Below are 22039 nucleotides of genomic sequence, written 5' to 3'. Positions count from 1 at the left end.
CTCGCTTCGCTCGCGCCCACCACGGCGGGTCTTCGACCTGGGCTACGATATGCCGCTCCTTCGGAGCTAATACGGCGGAAGTATATAATGTCAACGGCGGTTAGCCTCCCCTATTATCGTCATAAAGATTGACGGCCGAACGGCGGAGCCTGTTGAAAGCTCACCGGCGAGAGCCGGTGGACTAGCTTGGATTTAGCTTTACTCGCTCAAGTTCCTGCATCCACGGGAACGTCTTCGGGCCGATCCAGCGCTAATGCTAATTTAAGAAGCTTGAGCTTCTCCTTCTGGTAGGGGACGCCTTCCCGCTCAATATAACTCAAGATTGATTCTTCGTGTCCTAAATCGGGAACGGGATCCGCCCCCGAAGCCAATAGCAGGGCAAAAGTACCCAAGTCGTCGAGCTTTGCGGCGTTCATCAACGGTGAGGGGCTTCTTTCGTAGCCCAACTTATTGGGATCGGCACCGTGGCGCAGAAGCACGGCGACTGTCTGCACTCTACGCTGCATATCCGACATAGTTTGACTCCCTTCAGATGTCGCGTATTGAAGCAGCGTTAGTCCCTCCTTCACTGGAGCATTGGGGTCACCACCCTTTGCCAACCAAGCCTCCAGAACATCAGCTTTCCCGTAGAGGGCTGCAATGTATGGCGAAGTAATTCTCGACTTCAGATAATTGTCGAGCATTGGTGGGCCGTTCAAGATAATCAAGCTGGTCCACGCCACAATATTCGCAATGCAAACACCCCACCACAACCATTTTGATCTTCCCATTCTCAAAGCCCTTCAATTCCAGTCGCAGTGGGTGTCTACGCCACCGAGACACGTCTTGCCAACATGAGTATCATTCCCGCAACTACCGCCAGATCAGTCGGATTGAATGAACCACTTCCGCCGGCCCTGCCTTGGCACGAAGCCGGTTGCTTACCCTCTCCTTCGCCCTCTCCTTCGCCCTCTCCTTCGCCCTCTCCTTCGCCCTCTCCTTCGCCCTCTCCTTCGCCCTCTCCTTCGCCTGCAGTGATTGGGACGAGTTTGTGGACGACGCCGGAGGCGCCGGCGGGTGCGGCGTTCTGCGAGGCGAAGATGTAGATCTCGCCGTCGAGGTCCTGGGCGAAGCCTTTTACGTAGTATGGATAGGGCGCGGCTTCCTCTCCGACCAGGAGTTCACGAAAGTTGTTTTCTTCGTCCAGATAGAAGAGTCGTCCGCTCGGCTCGCCGAAATTGGTGCCAAAATCGCCGCAGACATAGCGACCCGTAAGGCTTGGGATGGAATTTCCCCGGTAGACGTGCCCCCCGATAATGGAGAGCCCGTCGTCGTGGTCGTACTGGGCGATGGGGTCGAGCAGGCCCTCGCCCGACTGGCCTTCGGCGGGTTCCGCCGTTACGAAACCGGGCTGGGCGCCATTGGACTGGAAGAAAAAGGTCCCTTCCTTTACATGCCAGCCGTAGTTGCCGCCGGATTCGACGATATTCACCTCTTCGATGTCGTCCTGCCCTACATCGCCTACATAGAGCGCCCCGGTTAGTTGGTCGAAGCTGAAAGAGAAAGGATTGCGGAAACCGAGGGCGAAGACTTCGCCGATGCCCGCGCCCACGAAGGGATTGTCTTGCGGGATGGCGTAGCTTCCGTTGGCCGAGGGGATGTCGCCTTCGCCGAGATCCACATCGATGCGGAGCAGTTTGCCGAGTACGGTGGTTTCATCCTGGGCGTTGCCGCCTTCGGCGTGGCCGCGCTGATCGTCGTCCCGTCCCCCACCATCGCCCAGGGCGATATAGAGCATGCCATCGGGCCCGAAGTGGAGGGCGCCACCGTTGTGGTTGTACTGGGGCTGATCGATTCGGAGCAGTTCACGCCGACTGGCCGGATCGCCGAGGTTGGAATTTCCCTCTACCACGGTCCATTCGGCGATTACGCTCTGGTGGGCGCTGCTGTCGGTCATGTTGGCATTGGGGAAGTCGGCCGGTCCGTCGATGGGTTCGGACGTATACGTATAGAAACATCCATTCTCCACGAAGCGGGGATGGAGCGCAAAGCCGAGGAGACCGCGTTCATCGTAGGTGCCTGGTCCACCCAGACCGAGCGTTATCAGGTGTTCGGAGACATCGAGGAACTCGGTGCGTGTGCCGTCACTGGCCACGCTCCAGATGAGCCCGGTCTGCTCGAAGATTAAAGCGCGGTCCGAGCCGTCGTCGGGAAAGGCGGCGCCGAGGGGCGCGGCGAGGCCATCGGCGATGACTTCGAGATCGATGACAATATCGCCGAGCGGGATAGACTCTGGGATGGGATCGTTGAGGGGCTGGAGAACGACGCCTTTTGCGCCGTGGACTTGACCGAACGAGCCGAATCCAGCGAGACCGATGGCGACCGCGATAGTGAGGCCGATGGCGATGGTGCGTCGAGGCATTTAAAGGATACTCCCGGTAGTTGGCGGCTTTTCCGTTCCGTAGAATCGTGCGGAATGAGCAGTACAACCTACAACTGCGATTCAAGCGCTGAACCGCAAATTTACGCAAATTGACCGAGAAGAAGGCGTTCATAAATTGAATCGCGAATAATCGGCCTACGTATGCGGCCCTGCTGTAGCATGTGGAAGAAGTTGGTGTCCGTGAATCTCGCTTCGTACGTCACTTTTTTCTGCGGACTGAAGAAAATCGAAAAATGGTCTTGCTGGAAATACGAAATGATTGCGGCGGGTGGTGCGCAAACGCAATCCCCTGGCTTATTCGCGGGGGAGCGCCGCTCAGATCAGCCCCAAGCCTTGAGCGTTCCTTCGTAGTCAAAAATCTCCCGGGCATTGCCGCGCATGAGGCGATCGACCAGGTCGGGCAGTTCACCTTCGGCGAGCCACCCTTCCTCGGTGAGTTCGCTCAGGGCCTGGGCAAGTCCCTGGCGTGCAATGCCGGCGTGGCCGGGCACCATTTCCACCGGACCGTAGTCGCCGCCGAAGGTGAGGAGCTTGCATGCCGGGGCGGCGCCGAGGAATTCCTTCACGAAACGGACGCCCGCGGCGGGGTTGATGATCCAGGCCCAGCACATGTCGATAAAGGCGTTGGAATAATGCTTGGCCAGGGCAATGGCTTCGTCCTGGTAGGGATAGTCATTGTGCATGATGATGAATTTTGCTTCGGGATAGGCTTTCAAGAGGGGGCAGAGATCCGATGCGTTCTGGCGGATTTGTTCCAGCGGCATGTGGTTGTGTCCGGCGAAATAGCCGGTGTGGAGTTTGACCGGCAGCTTGTACTCGATGGCTTTGCGCAGGCAATAGTGGAAGAGGTGATCCTGGAGGGGCTTCTTTTCCAACTTGCCTATCTCGCCCGGGTGGTCGGCGAAGCGTTGAAAGAGCCCCGCCACTTCCTTCGCGGGGACATCGGCATAGTCCAGGCGGCGGATGTAGGCGCTCTGGTTCTTGACGGCGATGGCGCGCGGTCCGTAGGTTGCAAAGGCCCAGTCGATGACCGAATGCCAGTCGGCCAGCGTGCGCACTTCGATTCCGGAGGCCTGGGAGAGCCGGGCCATGTTCTCCGCGTTCATGCCGGTGCTCAGGGCGACGAAGCTGAGATCCTGACAAAGAAGATCGGGCTGGGCCGTTTCATTGAAAACGACGCCTTCGAAGCTGTTGACCTGGCAATGCTCGACTTTGGCGACGTCCTTGAGCACGCGTCGCATGTAGCCGGGTTGGATGAGGGCGGCAATGCGCTCGGAGATGACGCCATAGTTGTCCTCGCGCAGGTCCTCCTCGCCGTAGAGCATGCGCACGGTTTCGCGCAGATTACGCAGGTAGCCCGTATTGCGGCATCGGGCATAGATGGGCGCGAAGATGCGCCATTTCTCCCCGAGGTCGGTGTCGTGGGCCTTGAGCCGCGTCATATCCTCCGCAGTCATGCCCGCGGACATCAGATCGGAATCGATGTAGTGGGCGGCGAGGAGGGAAAAGTCACGGGCGGGCCCGGGCTGGCCTCCGGGGTAGGGGCGCTCACCGAGGCGGGTGACTTCGTCCCAGAGGTGTTCATGGGTGTCGATGAACGGGGTCTCTTCTATACGCATCCGCAGGTCATCACGGAGTGACATGGGCACCTCCTCTGGGGCGGTTTCGGCGAAGCGCCAGCGCGCCGGGCCGGTATTTGACGTTGGGTATCGACCGTCTCTGAACGTGAACGACATGAGCATAGCGCCCCCGAAGTCCACCGTCAAACGGCCCGCCTCACACATCGCTTGAACGCGTCCGGTGTCAGGGTTACACTAGCGTCAAACCCGCCCCAAACTTCTGGCCGGGATAACCATTACAAGGGCCGCAGAACGATGAATCTCAACTTCCCTGTTATTACTCCTGTGAAACTGGCGCTTTCCGGCATATTGCTGGCGGCGATGGTCGCCACCGTGGCGGGCGTCACACGTGTTTCCCCGGCTGAAGCCGCCGAGGCGACCGCGCCGACACTACCGAAAGCCTGTATCGACGGCACGGGGCCCGGCTGGCGCGAGTGGACGCTGGAGGATTTTGTCAATGTGAATTGTGACGAGGATACGTGGAAGTGGGAAGACGGCATGTTCAAGTGCACCGGGAGCCCGGTGGGCGTGATCCGCTCGAAGGAGAAGGTCACGAATCTGGAACTGGTGGTGGAATGGCGTCACCTGAAGTCCGCGGGTAACTCGGGCGTATTTTTCTGGATTCCCGAGGAGTCCCTGAAGGATTTGCCCAAGGGCAAGTTGCCCCATGGTATTGAAGTACAGGTGCTGGACCATGGGTACACGGCGGAGTATGAGAAGTCCGGCCAGAAGGCGGACTGGTTCACGACCAATGGCGATGTGTTTCCCGTGGGTGTGTCGGACATGACCCCCTTCCCCCCCGTGGCACCGCAGGGGAAGCGCAGCTTTCCCTCGAAGAATCTGTCCAAGGGTGTGGGCGAATGGAACCACTACTATGTTCGCGCCATCAACGGTGAAGTCCGGCTTTGGGTCAACGGCGAGGAAGTTTCCGGCGGCACGGGCTGCACGCCGAGCACGGGCTTTCTGGCGCTTGAATCCGAGGGTTCTCCGATAGAATTCAAGAACCTCCGCATCCGCGAGCTTCCCTAGTGCCTGGGTCGCGGCGTTGGACCCGGCTATCATCCGGGCGCTCGCGACCGATCGGCAGTGCGAAGTATTTTTGAAGACTCCCTTGCGGCCCGCAGCGCTTCGGCCCTGCGGGCCGCCTGATCGACATGAAGTTCAGGCGTTGCCGTGCCCCGGAGATGGTGTCAGGAATGGATCCGATCAAAGAGATACATGAGGCCGAAGGCCACCGGGGCAACCACGCGGCGGTTCCGTCCTATTTGAACCACGGGGGTGCTGCGTTTGGCGGCGGCTGGGGCAGGGGACTTCCCATCGCCTTGAGCATGGTGGTTTTTCTGGGGGTGTTGACGGCGGACTGGCGCGCCCGAAATCTGGACGAAATTCTCCGCGCGACCCTGGAGTCCGATGTCGTTTATGTGGCGCGATCCGTGGAGCCGGAGCTGGCGAAGCGTCTTTCCTTCACGCCGGACGATCTGGAGCGGCCGGAATTCCAGCGCCTGCGCCACCATCTCCAGAGTTTTGCGCCCCAACTGAAGGTGGCGGGCATCTACACGCAGGCCATGCGCAACGGCGGTATCGTCTTTGGCCCGGAATCCTACGCCGCGGGGGAAACGCTTTCATCCAGCGTCGGTGAACCGTACGAGCAGGCGACCCAAGAGAATCTAGCGATCTTCAATTCCGGCACGCCCCTGGTACAGGGGCCCTATACGGACGAATACGGCAGCTTCATATCCGCCTTTGCCCCTGTGCTCGACCCCCGCACGAGCCAGGTACTGATGGTGGTGGGCATGGATGTCGAGGTCGACAAATTGAAGGCGGACATCCACCGTGAGTACTTGATCGTCGCGATTTGCTTTGGCTTCATCGGCCTGCTTGTGGTGGCCAGCGATCTGCTGCTGCGCTGGCGCGCGCGCCAAACGACCGGCGCCAGGCGCTGGCTCCGGCACGTGGAGACGATCACGGCCGCGTCGCTTGGCACCTATGTCACAATTCTGCTTGCACTCACCGCGAACGAAGCCGAGACGCGGGCGCACCACCTCTCCTTCTCTCATCTTGCGGAGGCCCAGTCGGACCATGTGGCGGACGCGCTCCGGGATCTCCGGGATAATCAGGTCGGTGCGCTGGTGCGGCACTACGAATCATCTGAGGAAGTGGATCAAGAAGAATTCGAACACTTCGCGGCCCCGATCGTTCGGATCAAGGGGATACAGGCGCTGGAGTGGATTCCGCGGGTAAGCCGGGAAGAGCGCGCGAACGTGGAGGCCCTGGGTCGGGCCCGATTCGGTCCGGATTTCGAGATTTGGGAATACGGCGCCTCCGGCGAACGAAGGGTTTCGCTGGAATCGGACCTTTGCTATCCCGTGTTGACGGCCGCGCCGGAGATGGACAATCGTGCGATTATCGGATTCAACATTGCGTCCGACCCGATCCGTTATGCGGCCCTTAACCTGGCGGATTCCACGGGACTACCCTCCGCCACAGACGTCATTCCCCTGGTCCAGTCTCCGACCGAGCACGACGGGATGCTCGTTCTCCACCCGGTCCGGGGGTATGCAGCTCCTCAGGGCCCGCCGCTGGGCTATGTGGGCGCCGCGCTTCGCCTCCGGCCCCTGCTCCAGTCGGCACTGTCGATCATCGATCCGGACAACTCGCCGACCCACATGAACCTCTATCAATTGGACGCGGATGCCGAACCGAAGCACCTTGCCGAGCTTGGCCGGGGCCAGGGTCGGGCGGATTCGTCGAACCCCTGGGCCGTGTCACGCACCTTTCCGTTGTTCTTTTTCGGGCGCACCTACTCGTTGGTATTCGAACCGGGTCCCGCCTTCATCGCGGCGAATCCCTTTCGTACAGGCTGGATAGTGGCCCTTGCCGGACTGTTTGTGACCACGGTTATCACAATTTTCTCCTTCATGTTCTCCCGCCGCCGCGCGGACCTGGAGCGGGTAGTCCAAACCCGCACGGCGGAGCTGCTGGAGAGCCAGGAGCAATTTAGCAGCGCCTTTGAGCATGCGCCGATCGGGAAGGCGCTCGTTTCGCCCGAGGGCCGGTGGATTCGGGTGAATCGTGCGACCTGCGACTTTCTGGGGTACTCGGAGGCGGAACTTCAGACGAAGGGTTTTCAGGATATAACCCACCCCGATGACCTGGCGGCGGATATGGAATTCGTGGCGCAGATGCTTGCCGGGACGATACCGAACTACCGGATGGAGAAGCGGTACATCCACAGGGATGGCCACCTTGTCTGGGCGCTTCTGAGCGTTTCGCTGGTGCGGGACCATCGCGGGGAGCCGCTGTACTTCATCTCCCAGATCGTGGACATGACCGAGACCAAGCGGGCCGCCGAAGAGCTCCACCGTTCTCAGAAGCAGTTGAGCGATATTCTGAAGGCGGCTTCGGAGGTATCGATCATATCGACCACGCCGGAGGGGACGATAGAGGTGTTTAACCGGGGTGCGGAGCGCATGCTGGGCTACAGCGAGGCGGAGATGGTGGGCAAATGCACGCCGGCGCTAATTCACGCGAAGCACGAGGTGGAGGCCCGTGGCAGGGAATTGAGTGCGGAACTTGGTTATGAAGTGAGCGGTTTTAATGTATTCGTTGCGATCCCCAGCGTCGAGGGATCGGAGCTTCGGGAATGGACCTATGTGCGGAAGAATGGTACGACGCTGACGGTATCGCTGGTAGTGACGGCCATCCGTTCGGACGAAGGTGCGATCACGGGCTTTCTGGGCATTGCGGTGGACGTAACGGCGCAGAAGCGGGTGGAGAATGCGTTGCGCGAGAGCGAAGCGCGCTGGCAGTTTGCTCTTGAGGGTGCGGGCGACGGCTTATGGGACTGGGACGCGCGAACGGCCTCGGTGTACTTTTCCCCACAGTGGAAACGGATGCTGGGTTATGACGAAGGGGATATCGGCACCGGGCTGACGGAATGGGAGTCCCGGGTGCACCCGGACGATCTCTCCGGGGCGCTGGAGGACCTTCAGGCCCACTTCAAGGGCGAGACGGCGACGTACGTTAACGAGCACCGGATGCGGTGCAAGGACGGCAGTTACAAATGGATTCTGGACCGGGGCCGTATCGTGGAGCGCAGCCCGAACGGTAGTCCGCTGCGCGTAATCGGGACCCATTCGGACGTCTCCGAGCGCAAGCGTCTTGAGCATCTGGCCGCCGAAGAGCAGGCGCGTTTGAAGGCCTTCGTGGAACACGCGCCGGCCGCGGTAGCCATGTTTGATCGGGAAATCCGCTACGTGGCGGTGAGCAACCAGTGGTATCTGGACTACGGCCTGGAGGGGCAGAAGATCATCGGGCGATCCCACTACGAGGTCTTCCCGGACTTGCCACCGCGCTGGCGGGAGATCCACGCGCGCTGCCTTGAGGGCGCGGTGGAGCGCAATGATCAGGACAACTGGCGTCGAAGCAACCAGGAATTGTTCCTGAAGTGGGAAGTGCGGCCCTGGTATGACGGCGAGGGGGAGGTCGCGGGCATCATGATGATTACGGAAGACATCACGGCCGATGTCCGGCTCCGCATGGAGCTGGAGGCGGCGACGGCCTACGCGAATTCGCTCGCGGATGAAGCGGCGAGGGCCAACCTGGCCAAGAGTGAGTTTCTGGCCAACATGAGTCATGAAATCCGAACCCCGATGAACGGCGTAATCGGGATGACCAGTGTACTTCTAGACTCGCCCCTTTCCCCGGAGCAGCGTCACTATGCGGAGATTGTTCGAAACAGTGGCCAGGCGCTGCTGGAGTTGATCGACGACATCCTGGACTTCTCAAAAATCGAGGCGCGCAAACTTGACCTGGAGACGATCGATTTTGACCTTCGCCTTACGCTGGAAGACGCCGTCGAGGTGCTGGCCATCCGGGCGCATCAAAAGGGCCTCCAACTGACGTGCCATGTGGATCCGGAAGTCCCCTCGTTCCTCCAGGGCGATCCGGGTCGGTTGCGCCAGATCGTATTGAATCTGGGAGGCAATGGCGTAAAGTTCACGCAGGAGGGCGAGGTCACGATTCGGGCCCTTCTGGAGACTGAAACGGCCGAATCGGCCACGGTCCGCTTTGAGTTCAGCGATACCGGCATCGGTATTCCGGAGGAGAAGCGCGCGCAACTCTTTTCACCCTTCACGCAGGCCGACGCGTCAACGACGCGCAACTATGGCGGGACCGGACTTGGCCTGGCAATATGTCGTCAACTTGCGGAGTTGATGGGGGGCCGTGTCGGGTTGGAGAGCACGGCGGGCGCGGGTTCGACCTTCTGGTTCACGGCCGTGTTTCGGAAACAGGCCGAATGCCGCCCGGCACCACAGGCGGCGATGGACCTGGCGGGATTCCGCGTGCTTGTGGTGGATCACCAGCGGGCGAACGTTTCGCTTATCGAGGGGCTTCTGGACCGGTGGGGTTGCGCGCACGCCAGCGCTTCCGATGCGGCGGGGGCGATCTCGCTTGCCGCCGAGGCGGCTCAGTCGGGCTCCGCGTTTGACGCCGCGCTGATCGAAATCGATTTGCCCGAGGGGGATGTTGAGCATTTGTACCAGCGTATCCGCGAGCTTCCGGGCCACGGGGCATGCAAGCTGGTCGCGATGGCGCTGCTGGGTCGGAAGGGGGACGCGGCAGAACTGAATACCCTGGGCTTTTCCGGATACCTGGTAAAACCTATTCGCGAGAGTCATCTGGAGGGTTGCCTGCGGCTGGTGCTGGGTCAACCCCAGACCCTCCCGGACAGCCCGCCGCCCGCACTGGTGACCCGGCATACGGTTTCGGAGACGCGCAAGCAGGAGGCGCGCATTCTGGTGGTGGATGACAACGCCACGAACCGGATGGTGGCGAGCAAGATACTTGAAAAGCTGGGGTATCTGGCCCGTGCCGTGGAGAGCGGCCATGAAGCGCTGCGGGCCCTTGGGGAATCGGATTATGATCTCGTCTTCATGGACTGCCAGATGCCGGAGCTGGACGGACTCCAAGTCACCCGCATGATTCGAGAGGGCGGCGCGTCCAACCGGAACCGAGACGTTGCGGTCATTGCGATGACGGCCCACGCGATGAAGGGTGATCGGGAGATCTGCCTCGAAGCGGGCATGAACGACTATCTGACGAAGCCGGTCCGCGCGCCGGAAGTGGCGGCGGCGCTGGAGCGGTGGCTGTATGGGCCGGGCGAGGGCCTCTCCTGAATGAGGGGTGACGGCGGCGCGGGGCGTGGGAAGGGGGTATTGCAACGGATCGGAACTTGGGTCATAATGGCGTGTGGTACGGCGCGTGAGGATGAGGAAGTTGACCGACGCAAGTGTGGCCCCGGGTGGGCTGCACTCGCTTGATTTCCTTTGTCCCCTGTCAAAAGGCAGCGCCCGCCTGGTGCGGGCCAACACGGGAGATTTGCGATGTCGGAATTGGGATCTGGTACGCTCGAAGTCTCGGTAGGCGAGGTTGTATCCTACCTTCGGATTGAAGGGGGATTCTCCGAAGCACTCGCCAACCTGGTGCGGCGAAAGCTGCTGCTGCGTGCGGCGGAGGAGGCCGGCCTTTCGGCGAGCGGGGAGGAGCTCCAGCGGGCGGCGGACGCCTATCGCGCGCTGAACGGGCTGCACAAAGCCAGTGATACCGTGGCCTGGATGCGCAACAACGGGATCACGGCGGATGTGCTGGAGCGACACCTGGAGGAGAACATCCGGATCAGCAAGGCCCGCGACCACATTGCCGCGACGTGCGACGGATCCATAACGGAAAGCCCCGTGGTCAAGACGCTTATCCGGGAGCTATCCGTGGAAGACTGGCTGAACCGAAAACTTGCCGAGTAACTTCTTTGTGCGCGGCGCGGGCCGCCTTCCAACGTGGGCGAAAGGAGAGCACGCATGGCCGAGCCATCGGACGCGCAGGAGTTTGAACAATTGCCGGCGCTCTATCAGCGCTGGGTGACGGAACTGCTTCCGGCGGGGATACCCCGGGAGCGAAACGCCTCGTGTCTCGATTGCGCGATGTGCACCCACCACGCGGCGCGGCTGGACAGCGGCATGGGTTACTACAACCGGGCCACGAAGTGCTGCACCTATTTCCCCGATCTCCCCAATTTCCTGGTGGGACGGGCGGCCGCCAACGACAATCCCGGCGGCGCGGCGCTGCGATCGATCATCGAAGACGAGCGGGATGTTCGGGGAACCGCGACGATGCGTGCGGTGCAGCCGAATGCGAAGTGGGCCACGGTCTACGCCCATCATCACAAGGATGGATTCGGGCGCGATCCCGAAATGCTGTGCCCCTATGCGATCGAAAAGGACTCGGAGACCGGCCCCCTGTGCGGGATCTGGCAGGAGCGCAACTCGGTCTGCTCCACGTGGTTTTGCAAGCATGAGCGGGGAATCACGGGTACGCGATTCTGGCGGACGGTACAAGGTTTCTTTTCCAGTCTGGAGTGGGGCCTGTCCTGGTGGGCGATTGCGGAGGTGCTGGAACATCCGGAGGCGGTGATTTCCGTGGGCCAGCCGAAGGTGAACGACTTGAATCGGATCACGTTGAAGCGCGACGCCTGGGCGCACTGGCCAGGATCCCGGATGGATTTCTACCGCGCGTGCGCGGATCGGGTGGACGCCCTTTCCGCGCTGGACGCGATTGCGGTCACCGGCATGGACGCCCGGCTCTTCCACCTTGAGCTGGTCACCCGATTTGACGAATTGCGAGCCGATGGGGTTCCGGAACGCCTCCGAACGGCGCCGTACAATATCTTGAGTCAGGATGAGCGGCGGGGCACGCTCCAGGCGCTGACCTGCACGGAGCCCCTCCAGGCGCCGGCGCTGCTCCTTCCGCTGCTGCGGTATTTTGACGGGCGCCCCACGGTGGATGTGCTGGAGGCGATTCGGGAAGATACGCGGATCCGGCTTGATTCCGGACTTGTTCGTCGCCTTTACGACTTTGGCATTCTTGAAAAAGACGACGGGATCGGAAGGGGCCCGGCGCCGGGCGAAGCACCGGCGGTTTCTCCCTCATGAACGAGCTCAGACACCGCAAGGACCCGATTGACATGGGCGTTGAACGTCTCACGGCAGCGGCCTCGCAGGCCGCTTCACTGGACGATTATACGAGCGCGGATGCGTGCATGCAGCGCTGTCTCCATCTGGCGCGCCTTGCGGCGCGCACCGATCTGCCCGTGCTTGTGCTGGGCGAATCCGGCACGGGCAAGACGGTGATCAGCCAGGCGATTCACCATTCGTCCGGTCGCGCGCGCGGTCCCTATGTTTCGTTCAACGCCGCCGCCCTGAGCGACACGCTGCTGGACAGCCAGTTGTTCGGCCATGAGAAGGGCGCCTTCACCGGGGCGGACCGGCAGGTGAAGGGCAAATTCGAGCTGGCCCATCACGGCACGCTTTTTCTGGACGAGATTGCGGACCTTTCCGCCGCCGGCCAGGCGAAGATCCTGCGGGCGGTGGAAGAGGGGGAATTTGAACGTCTGGGCGGCGAGGGACTCCTCCATGCCGACGTGCGCCTGATTACGGCCACCTGCCACCCCTTGAAAGAGTTTGTGGCCAGCCGCCGCTTCCGCCAGGATCTGTTTTATCGCATCAAGGGAATAACGCTCTGTGTGCCGCCCCTTCGGGAGCGCCGACGCGACCTGCCGCGGATGATACGCCGGGAGATTGTGCGGGCGGCCCGGGTGATGAACAAGTCGGTTTCCGGAATCGAGGAGGACGCGTTTGAAAGTCTCATGGAGCATCCGTGGCCGGGGAACCTTCGGGAGCTCAACCAGGTGATCCATATTGCGGTGGCGCTGATGGAGTCGGACGTGATCACGCTGGACACGATTCTGCTTGACCACTTCGATGAGCCGGGGCCGCCGGAGTCCCTGGAATTGGCGAGGGAATCGGGGCGGGTCGCGGTCGTGCCTCCCCCACTCCCCGCAGAGGAATCATTAAGCGCGGCGGAGAAGCGACATATCGAGTGGGTACTTCGGAGTCACGGTGGAAACAAGCGCCAGACGGCCAAGGCCCTGGGCGTGAGCCGGTCGACGCTGGATCGCAAGCTGACGGATTACAGCCTCGAGTAGTCCCGATTCGGTGCTCCTGGTGCTGTTTTGGTATTGATCTTGTACTGTTGCGGATAGGCCCCTCGGCGGGCTCCCCGCGCGTGGATTGCCACAAGGGCTTGTCTCGAAGGGCTTTACGTGATCGGCTGCGCCGTGGCATGAAATCCGCTCTTACAAGCTGTTCTCCCCGAGCGGGTGGGTGGAATCGGTCGTGAGACCGGGGTTGCCCGTGCACGGAGTCATTTATCAGGCGAAGACGCGTTGCTTTCCCCCGTAGGGAAGCGACGCGAGACCATACGAAGGATCGCAGGCTGACGACGCATGTTCTGGCTGGCAGTGAATTGGATGCTGCGCGTTGCGGTCAACGGTCCCGGAACCCACAGGGGTTGAGAGGCAGGGGCGTTGCGGAACGTTCGTTCGGCAACGCTCCTGCTTCATTTGGCGCAGATTCGGGATTCGAATGGGCTCGACGGACCGATTCTGGGACCATCATGGTCTTGTGGTCGGCTCGGAATTGGCCTTACAACGAGGCCGCCGAATTACCCGCCGGTTGAGACCCCCCTATCCAAATCCAGTATTTGCAACAGCTTGAAGCAATATCTGAGAATTGGCACGGACTTCGCTTATAACTGGTTGTTGTGATGAATAGAGGAGGTACTCCTATGGAAAACACAGAGCACATCGAAAAGAAAGAGGCTCATCCCAAAGCGGCCAAGCGCGTGATTCGCCTGGACGATCTGGATGGAGAAGAAGTGGTTGTTGGTGGCGCCGGCGAGAAGCTTCTCTTTGGAGAGCAACCGGAATCGTCCTCGCCCTTTGCGGGACTTTTCGGCAATGCCGGACCTGGCACACCGCCTTCGCGAGGCAAGTAGCACAAGACTCCGACGCCCGGGTTGGCGTATGGGAGTAGGTACAGCCGGAAACCGAATATGCCCGAGTAACCGTTGCGGATACGCGCGGATCGGGACTAACAGCAAGGAGCGTTAATGATGGCCCGAATAGAGATTTCCGATCTGAAGGAAGACATTGCGATTACGGAAGAAGAGCTGAAGCACGTGAAGGGCGGCCCCGCCTACATGAAGCTGGGCGACATCAAGGGCGAAGTGGTTTCTTCCCCGACGTTGTCGTCGAACAAGATTAACGTCCAACTGGATGTAAAACCTCTGGGCGGCTGAAGGCTGCGGTGGTTCACCGGCATGCAGGGATCAAACGGTTGAGGTCACACCAATCGGCGGTGCGCCGAGGAGAGCAATAACATGGCCAAGATTGAAATCACGGATTTGAAGGAAGACTTGAGCATCTCGGAAGACGAATTGAAGCACGTCAAGGGCGGTATCGGCTTGCTGCTGCCGGCGGTGCAGAAAGTCCGGGAGGCAACGACAATTGCGATGTACAAAGAATGGGCTCCCCAGGATGGAACGAGTTACGAACGCTGAGCGGCGTTCTTCATAATCTTATTGCCAGCGGTCACGGGAGAGACTGAGTCGCAATCGGGGAGTTGTTCCGGGGACGCACGCGGCGCACAGCGCGGCGGTCGTCCCCGGCGCTCATTTCAGGGACCTGGTTTGGCGGCGGGAGCGTCGACCGGGTTCACTGCCCGGGGCTGCGCATGTTTTCGCGCAACTGGCGAATGGGTTCGAACGCATATTCGATGAGGGTTCGGCGGCCCACCTGTACCCGGGCTTCTCCGCGCATGCCGGCCTTCAGCGGGTGGGCGACACCGCGACCGCCAATTTCGAGGGCGGACGGTTTCACGTGGGCAACGAAGTGGGCTTCTCCCCCGGCGGTGATTGGCGCGGGACTCAACCAGGTGAGTGCCCCGTCGATAACACCGTATCGTTGATAGGGGAACGCCTCAAAGAGCAGCTTGACGGGCTGGCCTTCCCGCAGTTTGGCCATGCCGCGCTCTTCCAGTTGGAGGTGGGCCAGGGGGGGTGCGCCCGCCGGAGCGATCTGACACAGCTCCTGCCCGACGCTCACGACGTCGCCGACGCGCTGCCGCGCGACCGAGACGAGGGCGCCGTCGCAGGGGGCGGAAAGCCGGGCAAGATCGCCGTTGACCTCCCTGAGCTGTCCGGCCAGTCCATCGATCCGGACTTGAAGCTTTGTTGCTTCGTTGTCCAGGGCCTCCATTTCTTGTCGGTGCTCGGCCTCCAACCGCGTCAAGGCAAGTTCAGCCATTTTGAATTCTTCGCTCGCGAGTGCGGCGTCGCGAAGCGCTTCGGCGTGGCCGAGCTGGTGGGTAAGCACTTCAATGGAGGAGCTTAGTCCCTCCTTCCCCAGTTTCTCGATCCGGTCGTTCACATCCCGGTAGACGTCGAGGTAGCGCCGACGATATTCGGCCTCTTTTTCGCGCTGGGCGATCTCGGCCGCCTGTATCTCACGATTAATTCCGAAGGTATCTTCGGCGGAGGTCTTCTTGAGAGACACCGCTTCGAGATCGCTGCGCAGGGTTCGAAGCTCGGCCGACAGCGCCTGAATGCGGGGGGAGCGCACGACGTAGAGGAGATCTCCCCGTTTGACGTTGGCGCCGACGACCGCGTGGACTTCTTCCACCACGCCGTCGAAGGCGGATTGAATCGGATCGGCGCCGGATTCGGGGAGTAGGATGAAGGGGGCGTTAACCGTCTCGGGGTAATCAATAAAGACGGAGGCCACGACCACGATCCCGAAGAAGGTGATGAGGAGCGCCGCGATCATGCGCGCGGCGCGGAAGGGCATCTCGTAGGGAAAGAGTTCGGTGACCCTTCCGGACTTGGGGAGTTGGAGATCGTTTTCGCGTCCCGACATTGCCTAGAATCCCATCTGCTGGCCGTGCAGGTAGAAGTAGAGTCCCTTGCGTGCGATTAAGTCGTCATGGGTTCCGGTCTCCGCCACCTCGCCCTTTTCGAGGACGACGATGAGATCGGCGTTGCGAATGGTGCTCAGGCGGTGCGCGATGACCACGGCGGTCCTGTTGGACAGGATGCGGGTCAGATTCTCCTGAATTGCCCGCTCCGACTCGCTGTCGAGGGCGCTGGTGGCTTCGTCAAATATGAGGATCGGTGGATTGTTGTAGATGGCCCGGGCGATGGCGATCCGCTGGCGCTGTCCCCCGGAGATGGCGATACCGGTCTCGCCGATGCGGGTTTCATAACCCAGGGGAAAGCGCGCGATGAAATCGTGGGCATTGGCGGCCTCGGCGGCCCAGGAGGCGCGGTGGATATCGGGCTCGGGATCGCCCAGGGCGATGTTTTCGAGGATGGTGCCGTCGAAGACGTAGTTGTCCTGGAGCACGAGCCCAATGTGCTGGCGCAGGTCGCGGAAGTTGAGGGTCTTCATGTCCACGCCGTCGAAGAGCAGGGTTCCGGAGGTGGGTTCCAGGAGTCCGGCCAACAGTTTGACCAGGGTGGTCTTTCCCGAGCCGCTGCGTCCGACGACGGCCAGGGTGCGGCCCGATGGGATGTCGAGATTGATGTTGCTCAGGATGGGCGGACTGCCCTCGCCGCCGTAGTGGAAGTGGACACCGCGCAACTCCACCCGGCCTTCCAGCGAGCGGACGGGCTTCAGGTGGCTGCGGTCGCGGCCCTGCTCGGGCTCAAACTCGAAAATGTCATTGACCCGGTTCATGAGTACGCCGGACATCTGGAATTCGTCCCAGAGATTGAGCACAGTGAGGATGGGACTGTAGGTCATGGCCACGAGGGCGTTGAAGGCGACAAAACCGCCGATGGTGATCTGGCCCTGCATGACCATGTGGGCGCCCGCCCATAGGAAGAGAACGGTAGAGAGGTAGCTGACGGCCTGGACGGCGCTTTCGTAGAACATGATGGTGAAATTGCTCTTGAACTGGGTGCGCGCCAGACCGAGGAACTCGTTCAGCATGCGATCCCGGAACTGCTGCTCGCCGGCGCTCGCTTTCACGGCTTCAATGCCGCGAATGGAGTCGATCTGATGGGACTGGTAGCGCCCGAAGCTCTCTTCGATGCGGTTGAAAAGGGGCCGGAGCATGCGCCGGGAGAAATACATGAGTCCCATGTAGAAGGGCACGGTGGCGAGGAATACGAACAGCAGCGTCGCGCTGTACGCGCCCATAAGCGAGAGATAGGCCACGAGCTGCACAAACGAGAGCAGGCCCATGAGACCACTGTGGACGATAAACTCCCGGACCTGCCGGGCACCGGCGAGTCGCCGCTGGATGTCGCCAATGCGCCGGTTATTGAAGTAGCTCATGGGCAGGGCGAGCATGCTGCGCGTCAGGTGGTCGAGGATGGAGGCGTCGATGTGTACAGCGGCGAAGCTCAGCATGAATCGCTGGAGCACATTGGCGCCCAGCATGAAGCCAAGGGCGACAATCATGGCGCCCACCATGATATGAAGTGTTTCCAGGTCGCGATCGACCACAACGCGGTCCACGATGACCTGGGTGAAAACGGGCAGGAGCAATTGGAGTGCGCTGGTCACCAGCGAGAGGAGCAGGATCTGGGCGAGGGTCCACCGAAAGGGCTTGACGAAATCCAGGGCCCAGCCCCAGGTGCGCTGGCCCTCCGGGGCGTCCTCGAAGGCGGGCGTGTAATCGAAAAGGGCCGCGTAGCCGCTCCACTTCCGCAGAAACTCGGCGCGCGGAACCCGCGCGGGGCCCGAGGCGGGATTGACGATATCGACGTAGCGTTTTCCGACGCGCGCAACGACGATCCAGTGGTTTCCCTCCCAGTGGGCGATGGCGGGCATGGCGAGGTTGTCCACATCGTCGGGACCGCACTTGACCGCGCGGGCCGCCAGGCCCAGTTCATTGGCCGCGCCGACGATGGACTTGAGACTGGTGCCGTCGAGTGCGGTGTGGGCGAGCTGACGGATGCGCGGCAGACTTACCCGGCGTCCAAAGTATCGACAGATCATGCCGAGAGCTGCGGCGCCGCAGTCCATGGCGTCCACCTGGCGAATAAAGGGCACCCGTCTCCCCCACTTGCGCCCACGGCCACGCGCTGCGGGCGCTGAGCCCTTCCAGGGGCCTTTGATGTCCACGGGCGCCTCGACGGCATCGATCTCCAGGGGGCGGCTCGCGACGGATACGGGGAGCAGCTCCTGGGAGAAATCGAGGGGCACTTTGGCCTCTTCGCGAAAGGAATAGGTGGCCATTCGGGCTTCGATGGCCTGGCGGAACTCCGGGTAGGTCTCCATCAATTCCAACAGTGCTTCGCGGCTGATGGAGAGCAGGCGGCAATCGGACACCGCTTCGGCCGTGGCCGCACGGGGCACGCCGCGAATGGCGGAGAGTTCTCCGAAATAGTCTCCCGCCCGGCAGAAGGCCACACTTCTGCGCACGTGTCCTTCGTGGAGAAAGATGTGGACTCGCCCTTCTTCGATGATATAGAACTCGTGGGAGTTTTCGTCCTGGCGAACGATGAATTCACCCCGGGCAAAGGACACGGGGGAAAGACGTTCGAGGAAGGCCTGAAGGGCGGGCGCGGGGAGCTTTCCGAAGCCCGAGGTCTCGCGAAGAAAGTTGTGGACCTTGCGGTAGCGGATTCGCAGTTGCTGGAAGTGGCGCAGTTCCGGCGCTTCCGCAAGTATGCGGTGGAAATCGGCGCGTGCGAGACAGTACAGCTTGGCGTCGCTGCTGCAACGAACGCTGGCGGTTCGCGTACCCTCTTCGAGGAGGGCCATCTCCCCGAATTCGTCTCCGGGGCGCAGCATGTTGAGGGGTATTTCTTCGCCGTTCTCGCCGCGCTTGAAGACCCGTGCGCGGCCCTCGACCAGCATGTAGTAGGCGTCACCCGGGTCGCCCTCGCGGACGATGACCTCGCCGAACTTGTAATGTACGGTGCGGCAGCATGCGGCAACCCGTTCCCGTGCCCCGGGCGGAAAAAACTCGAGCAGGTTGAGACGCGCGATCATTTCGTCCCGGTCGTCGCTCATTCGCCGCCGCCCACGGTCCACACGATGTGGCGTTTTATCAGGGGTTGGAGCGCGCCATCGAGTACGGCGGCGCGAACGGTCTCATTCGTACGAGGATCGCCGAGGCTGGGCTCTGTCTTTCCGAGAAGTCGACACAGGACCATGCTGTCGCCCCAGGGGAATACGGGGAGCAACGAACCGACCGGGGTGGAAAGGGCCTGGGCGCGTATGGCGAGGGGCAGATCGCCCAGCAGCAGGGCGCCCTGATTGTAGTGACCGCCGGCTTCCCGGCAGATCTCCTCCAGGGACATGCCATCTTCGGACACACAGAGAAAGGCCTCGCGCGCGGCGGACTCGGTGGGAAAGCCGCCCAGCTCCACCCGCACGGCGACAAGGGCATCCCACTGGGTCCGGAGGGCCTCGTCGAGGCGGGCGGGGATCTGCACTACGGTGGAGAAATGGGCAAAGGCCGCATCGATCACGCGCAGCCGGGTGAACCAGGCGGCATCCAGCCCGAAGTGGTCAAGCCATGGCAGCATGCCTTCGCTCACGTCTCCGCCGAGGGTATCGAAGATTGAAGCGGGAATTCCCGCACCTTCCGCCACATCACGAGCGGCCGCCGCGCGCACGGCGAGACGTCGGCTCCAGCGGTCGCCCGCCCCCGTAAACACCGCATCGGACCAGAGGACGGCCATGGTTTCTTCATCGCGGGTGGGGTGCTTTCTGCTTGCCTTCGCCGAGAGCCCATCAAACATGGCCAGCGCGGCATCGCGCTCCAGAAAGTCGGTGAAGGCATCAACCGTCACGCCGCGCGCGGCCATCCAATTTTCCGTTGTCCGGGCGGTCCGCAATCCGAATTCGCGCCGGAACCGCTCGGAGCGGGCCTGAAGTTCCTCGTCCGAAATCTCGATGCTCTCCTCTCTGGCGCGATTGAGGGCCAGTCGGCGTCTTTTTGATTCCACGTAGTGATCGTCGAGCTCCCCCCAGAACGCCGCCGCTGTCAGAATGTGCGAAGGGGTGAAGGAGGTCGCACCGCACGAAAAGATTTCGGGCTCAACCACACTGTACTCCCATGTCTATTGCCCGCCCACGCGGCAGCGGCCTATCCCAACTGCGCGCCCGAACGCCTATCGTCACGATCCACGATACTTCCGGCCACCACCCAAGCTTGTAAAGAGTTTACAATACTCCGGGTGGAATTCCAAGACGCATCTGGCGGAGAATTACCCTATGAATCATCGATCACAGCTTTTTTCTTTAGTCTTCGGTTCCGGACTCGCGGCGCTCCTGCTCCTCCCCGGGTGTCTCGCGGGACCGGGTCGCACACGGCATACCCTTGAACACGACGGTCGGCAGCGGGAGTACCTCCTTCACCTACCGTCCGATTTCAGTTCCGCCGAGACCTGGCCGCTGGTCATTGCGCTCCACCCCTTTGCATCGACCGGCGCCATGATGGCGCGGACGACCGACTTCGATCTCATCGCCGACGAAGAAGGCTTCATCGTGTGCTACCCCAGGGGCGTGACTTTTCTGTGGAACGGCGATCCCACGGACGAAGCGAAGGGATTGCTGGTGGAGGACGCGGATGATGTGGGATTCATTGCCCGGCTGCTGGACGAGTTGATAGAAGACTATGGCGTGGATCCATCGCGGGTGTACGTCACCGGGGCATCGAACGGCGGCCTGATGGCCCAACGGCTCGCGTGCGCGCTGGGCGACCGCCTGGCCGCCGTGGCTCCGGTCATGATCACGCTGCCAGAGCGATTCCCCGATGCGTGCGAGGGCGGGTCGGCCGTGCCCATGCTGATGATTTTCGGAACCGACGACCCTTTCTTTCCGTGGGAGGGCGGCACGGTGCAGCAGGGTCCATCGAGTGCGGTCACGTATCTGTCGGCTGCGGATACGGTGAACTTCTGGGTGAATCGCAATGGCGCCGCCGCTGACGCCGAGGTGGAAGCGCTGCCGGATTTGGACCCAGACGATGGGACCCGGGTTTACAGGGAAACCCATGCCGCCGGTGTGTCTGGCGCGGCGTTCGTGTTTTACCGGGTGGAGGGCGGGGGCCACACCTGGCCGGGGAGCCGCTCGAATCTACTGGAGTCTCTCGCGGGTGTGGGACGGATCAGCCAGGATATGGATGCGAGCCGGGTGATCTGGAATTTCTTCAAAACGAAGTCGCGATGAGCGCTGAATAGCAGTGCAGAGAACGCAGGCCTTCGGCCTGCAATTCACAGCCAGGATCCGCCTCAGGCGGATGCCACATTCTTTTCGCACGTCGTCTCACAGCACCTGCCATTCGCCGGTGTCGGCGGACTTGTAGGCGGCGTCGAGGTGGCGCTGGAGTTCGGCCGCACCGGGAATGGTGAGGTGGGCCTCGGCTTTGCCGCCAATCGCGGACAGGAAGTTGTGGAGACAGGCCACGTGGGCCCGCAGCCAGCCCACGTTGCACGCGGGCGCGGGGAAGAGTCCGCCTGGTTCGGGGTAGCGGCTCACGGTCTCGATTTTCTTGTAGCCCCGATCACCGCCGATGGGCGAGCCGCTGTCGCGGCAGTCGTAGACTTCGAGCCAGTTGGGATCCATGAGGTTGAAGCGCAGGGCCCCTTTCTCGCCGTGGATCTCCACGCGGAGTTCGTCGTTGGCGCCGGTGGCGATCTTGGTGGCCTCCACACTGCCCAGCGCGCCGTCCTTCGTGCGCACCAGCAGCAGGGCCAGGTCGTCCGTCTCCACCTTCGTCATCTTGCCGGTCTCGGGGTGCATGCGCTCCGCCACGGCCGTGTGGGTCTCGCAGAAGATCTTCGCCGGGGGACCGGCCAGGAAGTTGACCAGATCGAGGACGTGGCTGCCGAGGTCGTACAGCACGCCGCCGCCCCCCTTCTCTTTGTCGAGCTTCCATTTCAGGGGCTTGTTAGGATCAGCGGAGCTGGCGTGGAGGTAGCTGGCGCGGAAGCTGTAGATCTTGCCGAGGAAACCCGACTCCACGATCTGCTTCGCTCGCATGGTGCAGGGGTAGAAGCGGTATTGCAGTGCCACCTGGGTCACGATGTCGGGCGAGGAATTCACCAGCGCCGCGACCATATCCTGGCACTCGGCGTAGCTGCTGCC

Annotated in this window: 16 protein-coding genes; 9 read left to right on the top strand and 7 right to left on the bottom strand. The window is 61.8% G+C overall.

Features of this window, described 5'->3' with window-relative positions; all coding sequences use genetic code 11:
• Positions 1–206 precede the first annotated feature (206 nt).
• From JNK74_27095 to JNK74_27085, 3 genes are all read right to left on the bottom strand, one after another.
• Entirely contained in the window at positions 207–770 is a 564-nt protein-coding gene (locus JNK74_27095) for an ankyrin repeat domain-containing protein (protein ID MBL7649859.1), read from the bottom strand.
• A gap of 35 nt (positions 771–805) precedes the next feature.
• A complete protein-coding gene (locus JNK74_27090) occupies positions 806–2401 on the bottom strand; it encodes a PQQ-dependent sugar dehydrogenase (GenBank protein MBL7649858.1) in 1596 nt (531 codons plus the stop codon).
• A 341-nt stretch (positions 2402–2742) separates the two neighbouring features.
• Positions 2743–4065 (bottom strand): amidohydrolase family protein, encoded by a 1323-nt coding sequence (locus JNK74_27085; GenBank protein MBL7649857.1) that lies wholly within the window; start codon positions 4063–4065, stop codon positions 2743–2745.
• 297 nt (positions 4066–4362) lie between these two features.
• Here JNK74_27085 and JNK74_27080 point away from each other — a divergent pair, with 297 nt between their 5' ends.
• The 8 genes from JNK74_27080 to JNK74_27045 all read left to right on the top strand — a co-directional run bounded on the left by JNK74_27080 (position 4363) and on the right by JNK74_27045 (position 14496).
• Positions 4363–5070 carry a DUF1080 domain-containing protein gene (locus JNK74_27080; GenBank protein ID MBL7649856.1) on the top strand — a complete coding sequence of 236 codons (708 nt, stop codon included), beginning with the start codon at positions 4363–4365 and terminating at the stop codon, positions 5068–5070.
• Positions 5071–5237: 167 nt separating this feature from the next.
• Positions 5238–10220: a PAS domain S-box protein gene (locus tag JNK74_27075; GenBank protein ID MBL7649855.1), complete on the top strand. Its 4983-nt coding sequence runs from the start codon at positions 5238–5240 to the stop codon at positions 10218–10220.
• Positions 10221–10427: 207 nt separating this feature from the next.
• Positions 10428–10844 (top strand): SurA N-terminal domain-containing protein, encoded by a 417-nt coding sequence (locus JNK74_27070; protein MBL7649854.1) that lies wholly within the window; start codon positions 10428–10430, stop codon positions 10842–10844.
• A gap of 54 nt (positions 10845–10898) precedes the next feature.
• Positions 10899–12029 carry a hypothetical protein gene (locus JNK74_27065; protein MBL7649853.1) on the top strand — a complete coding sequence of 377 codons (1131 nt, stop codon included), beginning with the start codon at positions 10899–10901 and terminating at the stop codon, positions 12027–12029.
• On the top strand, positions 12026–13081 hold the full coding sequence (locus JNK74_27060) for a sigma 54-interacting transcriptional regulator (protein MBL7649852.1): 1056 nt from the start codon (positions 12026–12028) through the stop codon (positions 13079–13081). Before JNK74_27065 ends, JNK74_27060 begins: the two co-directional genes overlap by 4 nt.
• Positions 13082–13722: 641 nt before the next feature.
• Positions 13723–13932 carry a hypothetical protein gene (locus JNK74_27055; GenBank protein ID MBL7649851.1) on the top strand — a complete coding sequence of 70 codons (210 nt, stop codon included), beginning with the start codon at positions 13723–13725 and terminating at the stop codon, positions 13930–13932.
• A gap of 114 nt (positions 13933–14046) precedes the next feature.
• Positions 14047–14235 (top strand): hypothetical protein, encoded by a 189-nt coding sequence (locus JNK74_27050; GenBank protein MBL7649850.1) that lies wholly within the window; start codon positions 14047–14049, stop codon positions 14233–14235.
• 81 nt (positions 14236–14316) lie between these two features.
• On the top strand, positions 14317–14496 hold the full coding sequence (locus tag JNK74_27045) for a hypothetical protein (GenBank protein MBL7649849.1): 180 nt from the start codon (positions 14317–14319) through the stop codon (positions 14494–14496).
• A gap of 154 nt (positions 14497–14650) precedes the next feature.
• Here the strand turns inward: JNK74_27045 and JNK74_27040 are convergent, their stop codons facing one another.
• The 3 genes from JNK74_27040 to JNK74_27030 are packed head-to-tail and all read right to left on the bottom strand — an operon-like array spanning position 14651 to position 19998.
• Positions 14651–15850 (bottom strand): HlyD family efflux transporter periplasmic adaptor subunit, encoded by a 1200-nt coding sequence (locus JNK74_27040; protein MBL7649848.1) that lies wholly within the window; start codon positions 15848–15850, stop codon positions 14651–14653.
• A 3-nt stretch (positions 15851–15853) separates the two neighbouring features.
• On the bottom strand, positions 15854–18958 hold the full coding sequence (locus JNK74_27035) for a peptidase domain-containing ABC transporter (GenBank protein MBL7649847.1): 3105 nt from the start codon (positions 18956–18958) through the stop codon (positions 15854–15856).
• Positions 18955–19998 carry a hypothetical protein gene (locus JNK74_27030; GenBank protein MBL7649846.1) on the bottom strand — a complete coding sequence of 348 codons (1044 nt, stop codon included), beginning with the start codon at positions 19996–19998 and terminating at the stop codon, positions 18955–18957. The genes JNK74_27035 and JNK74_27030 overlap by 4 nt, the downstream gene beginning before the upstream one ends.
• Before the next feature lie 169 nt (positions 19999–20167).
• Here JNK74_27030 and JNK74_27025 point away from each other — a divergent pair, with 169 nt between their 5' ends.
• The gene (locus JNK74_27025) at positions 20168–21121 is read left to right on the top strand and encodes a hypothetical protein (GenBank protein MBL7649845.1); all 954 of its coding nucleotides are present in this window, start codon (positions 20168–20170) and stop codon (positions 21119–21121) included.
• Between the two features lie 96 nt (positions 21122–21217).
• Here the strand turns inward: JNK74_27025 and JNK74_27020 are convergent.
• Positions 21218–22039: Gfo/Idh/MocA family oxidoreductase (locus JNK74_27020; protein ID MBL7649844.1), on the bottom strand; the 822-nt coding region annotated here is incomplete at its 5' end.

Source organism: Candidatus Hydrogenedentota bacterium, assembly GCA_016791475.1.
Taxonomy (GTDB): Bacteria; Hydrogenedentota; Hydrogenedentia; order Hydrogenedentales; family JAEUWI01; genus JAEUWI01.
This window is presented reverse-complemented; position numbering and strand designations above follow the sequence as displayed.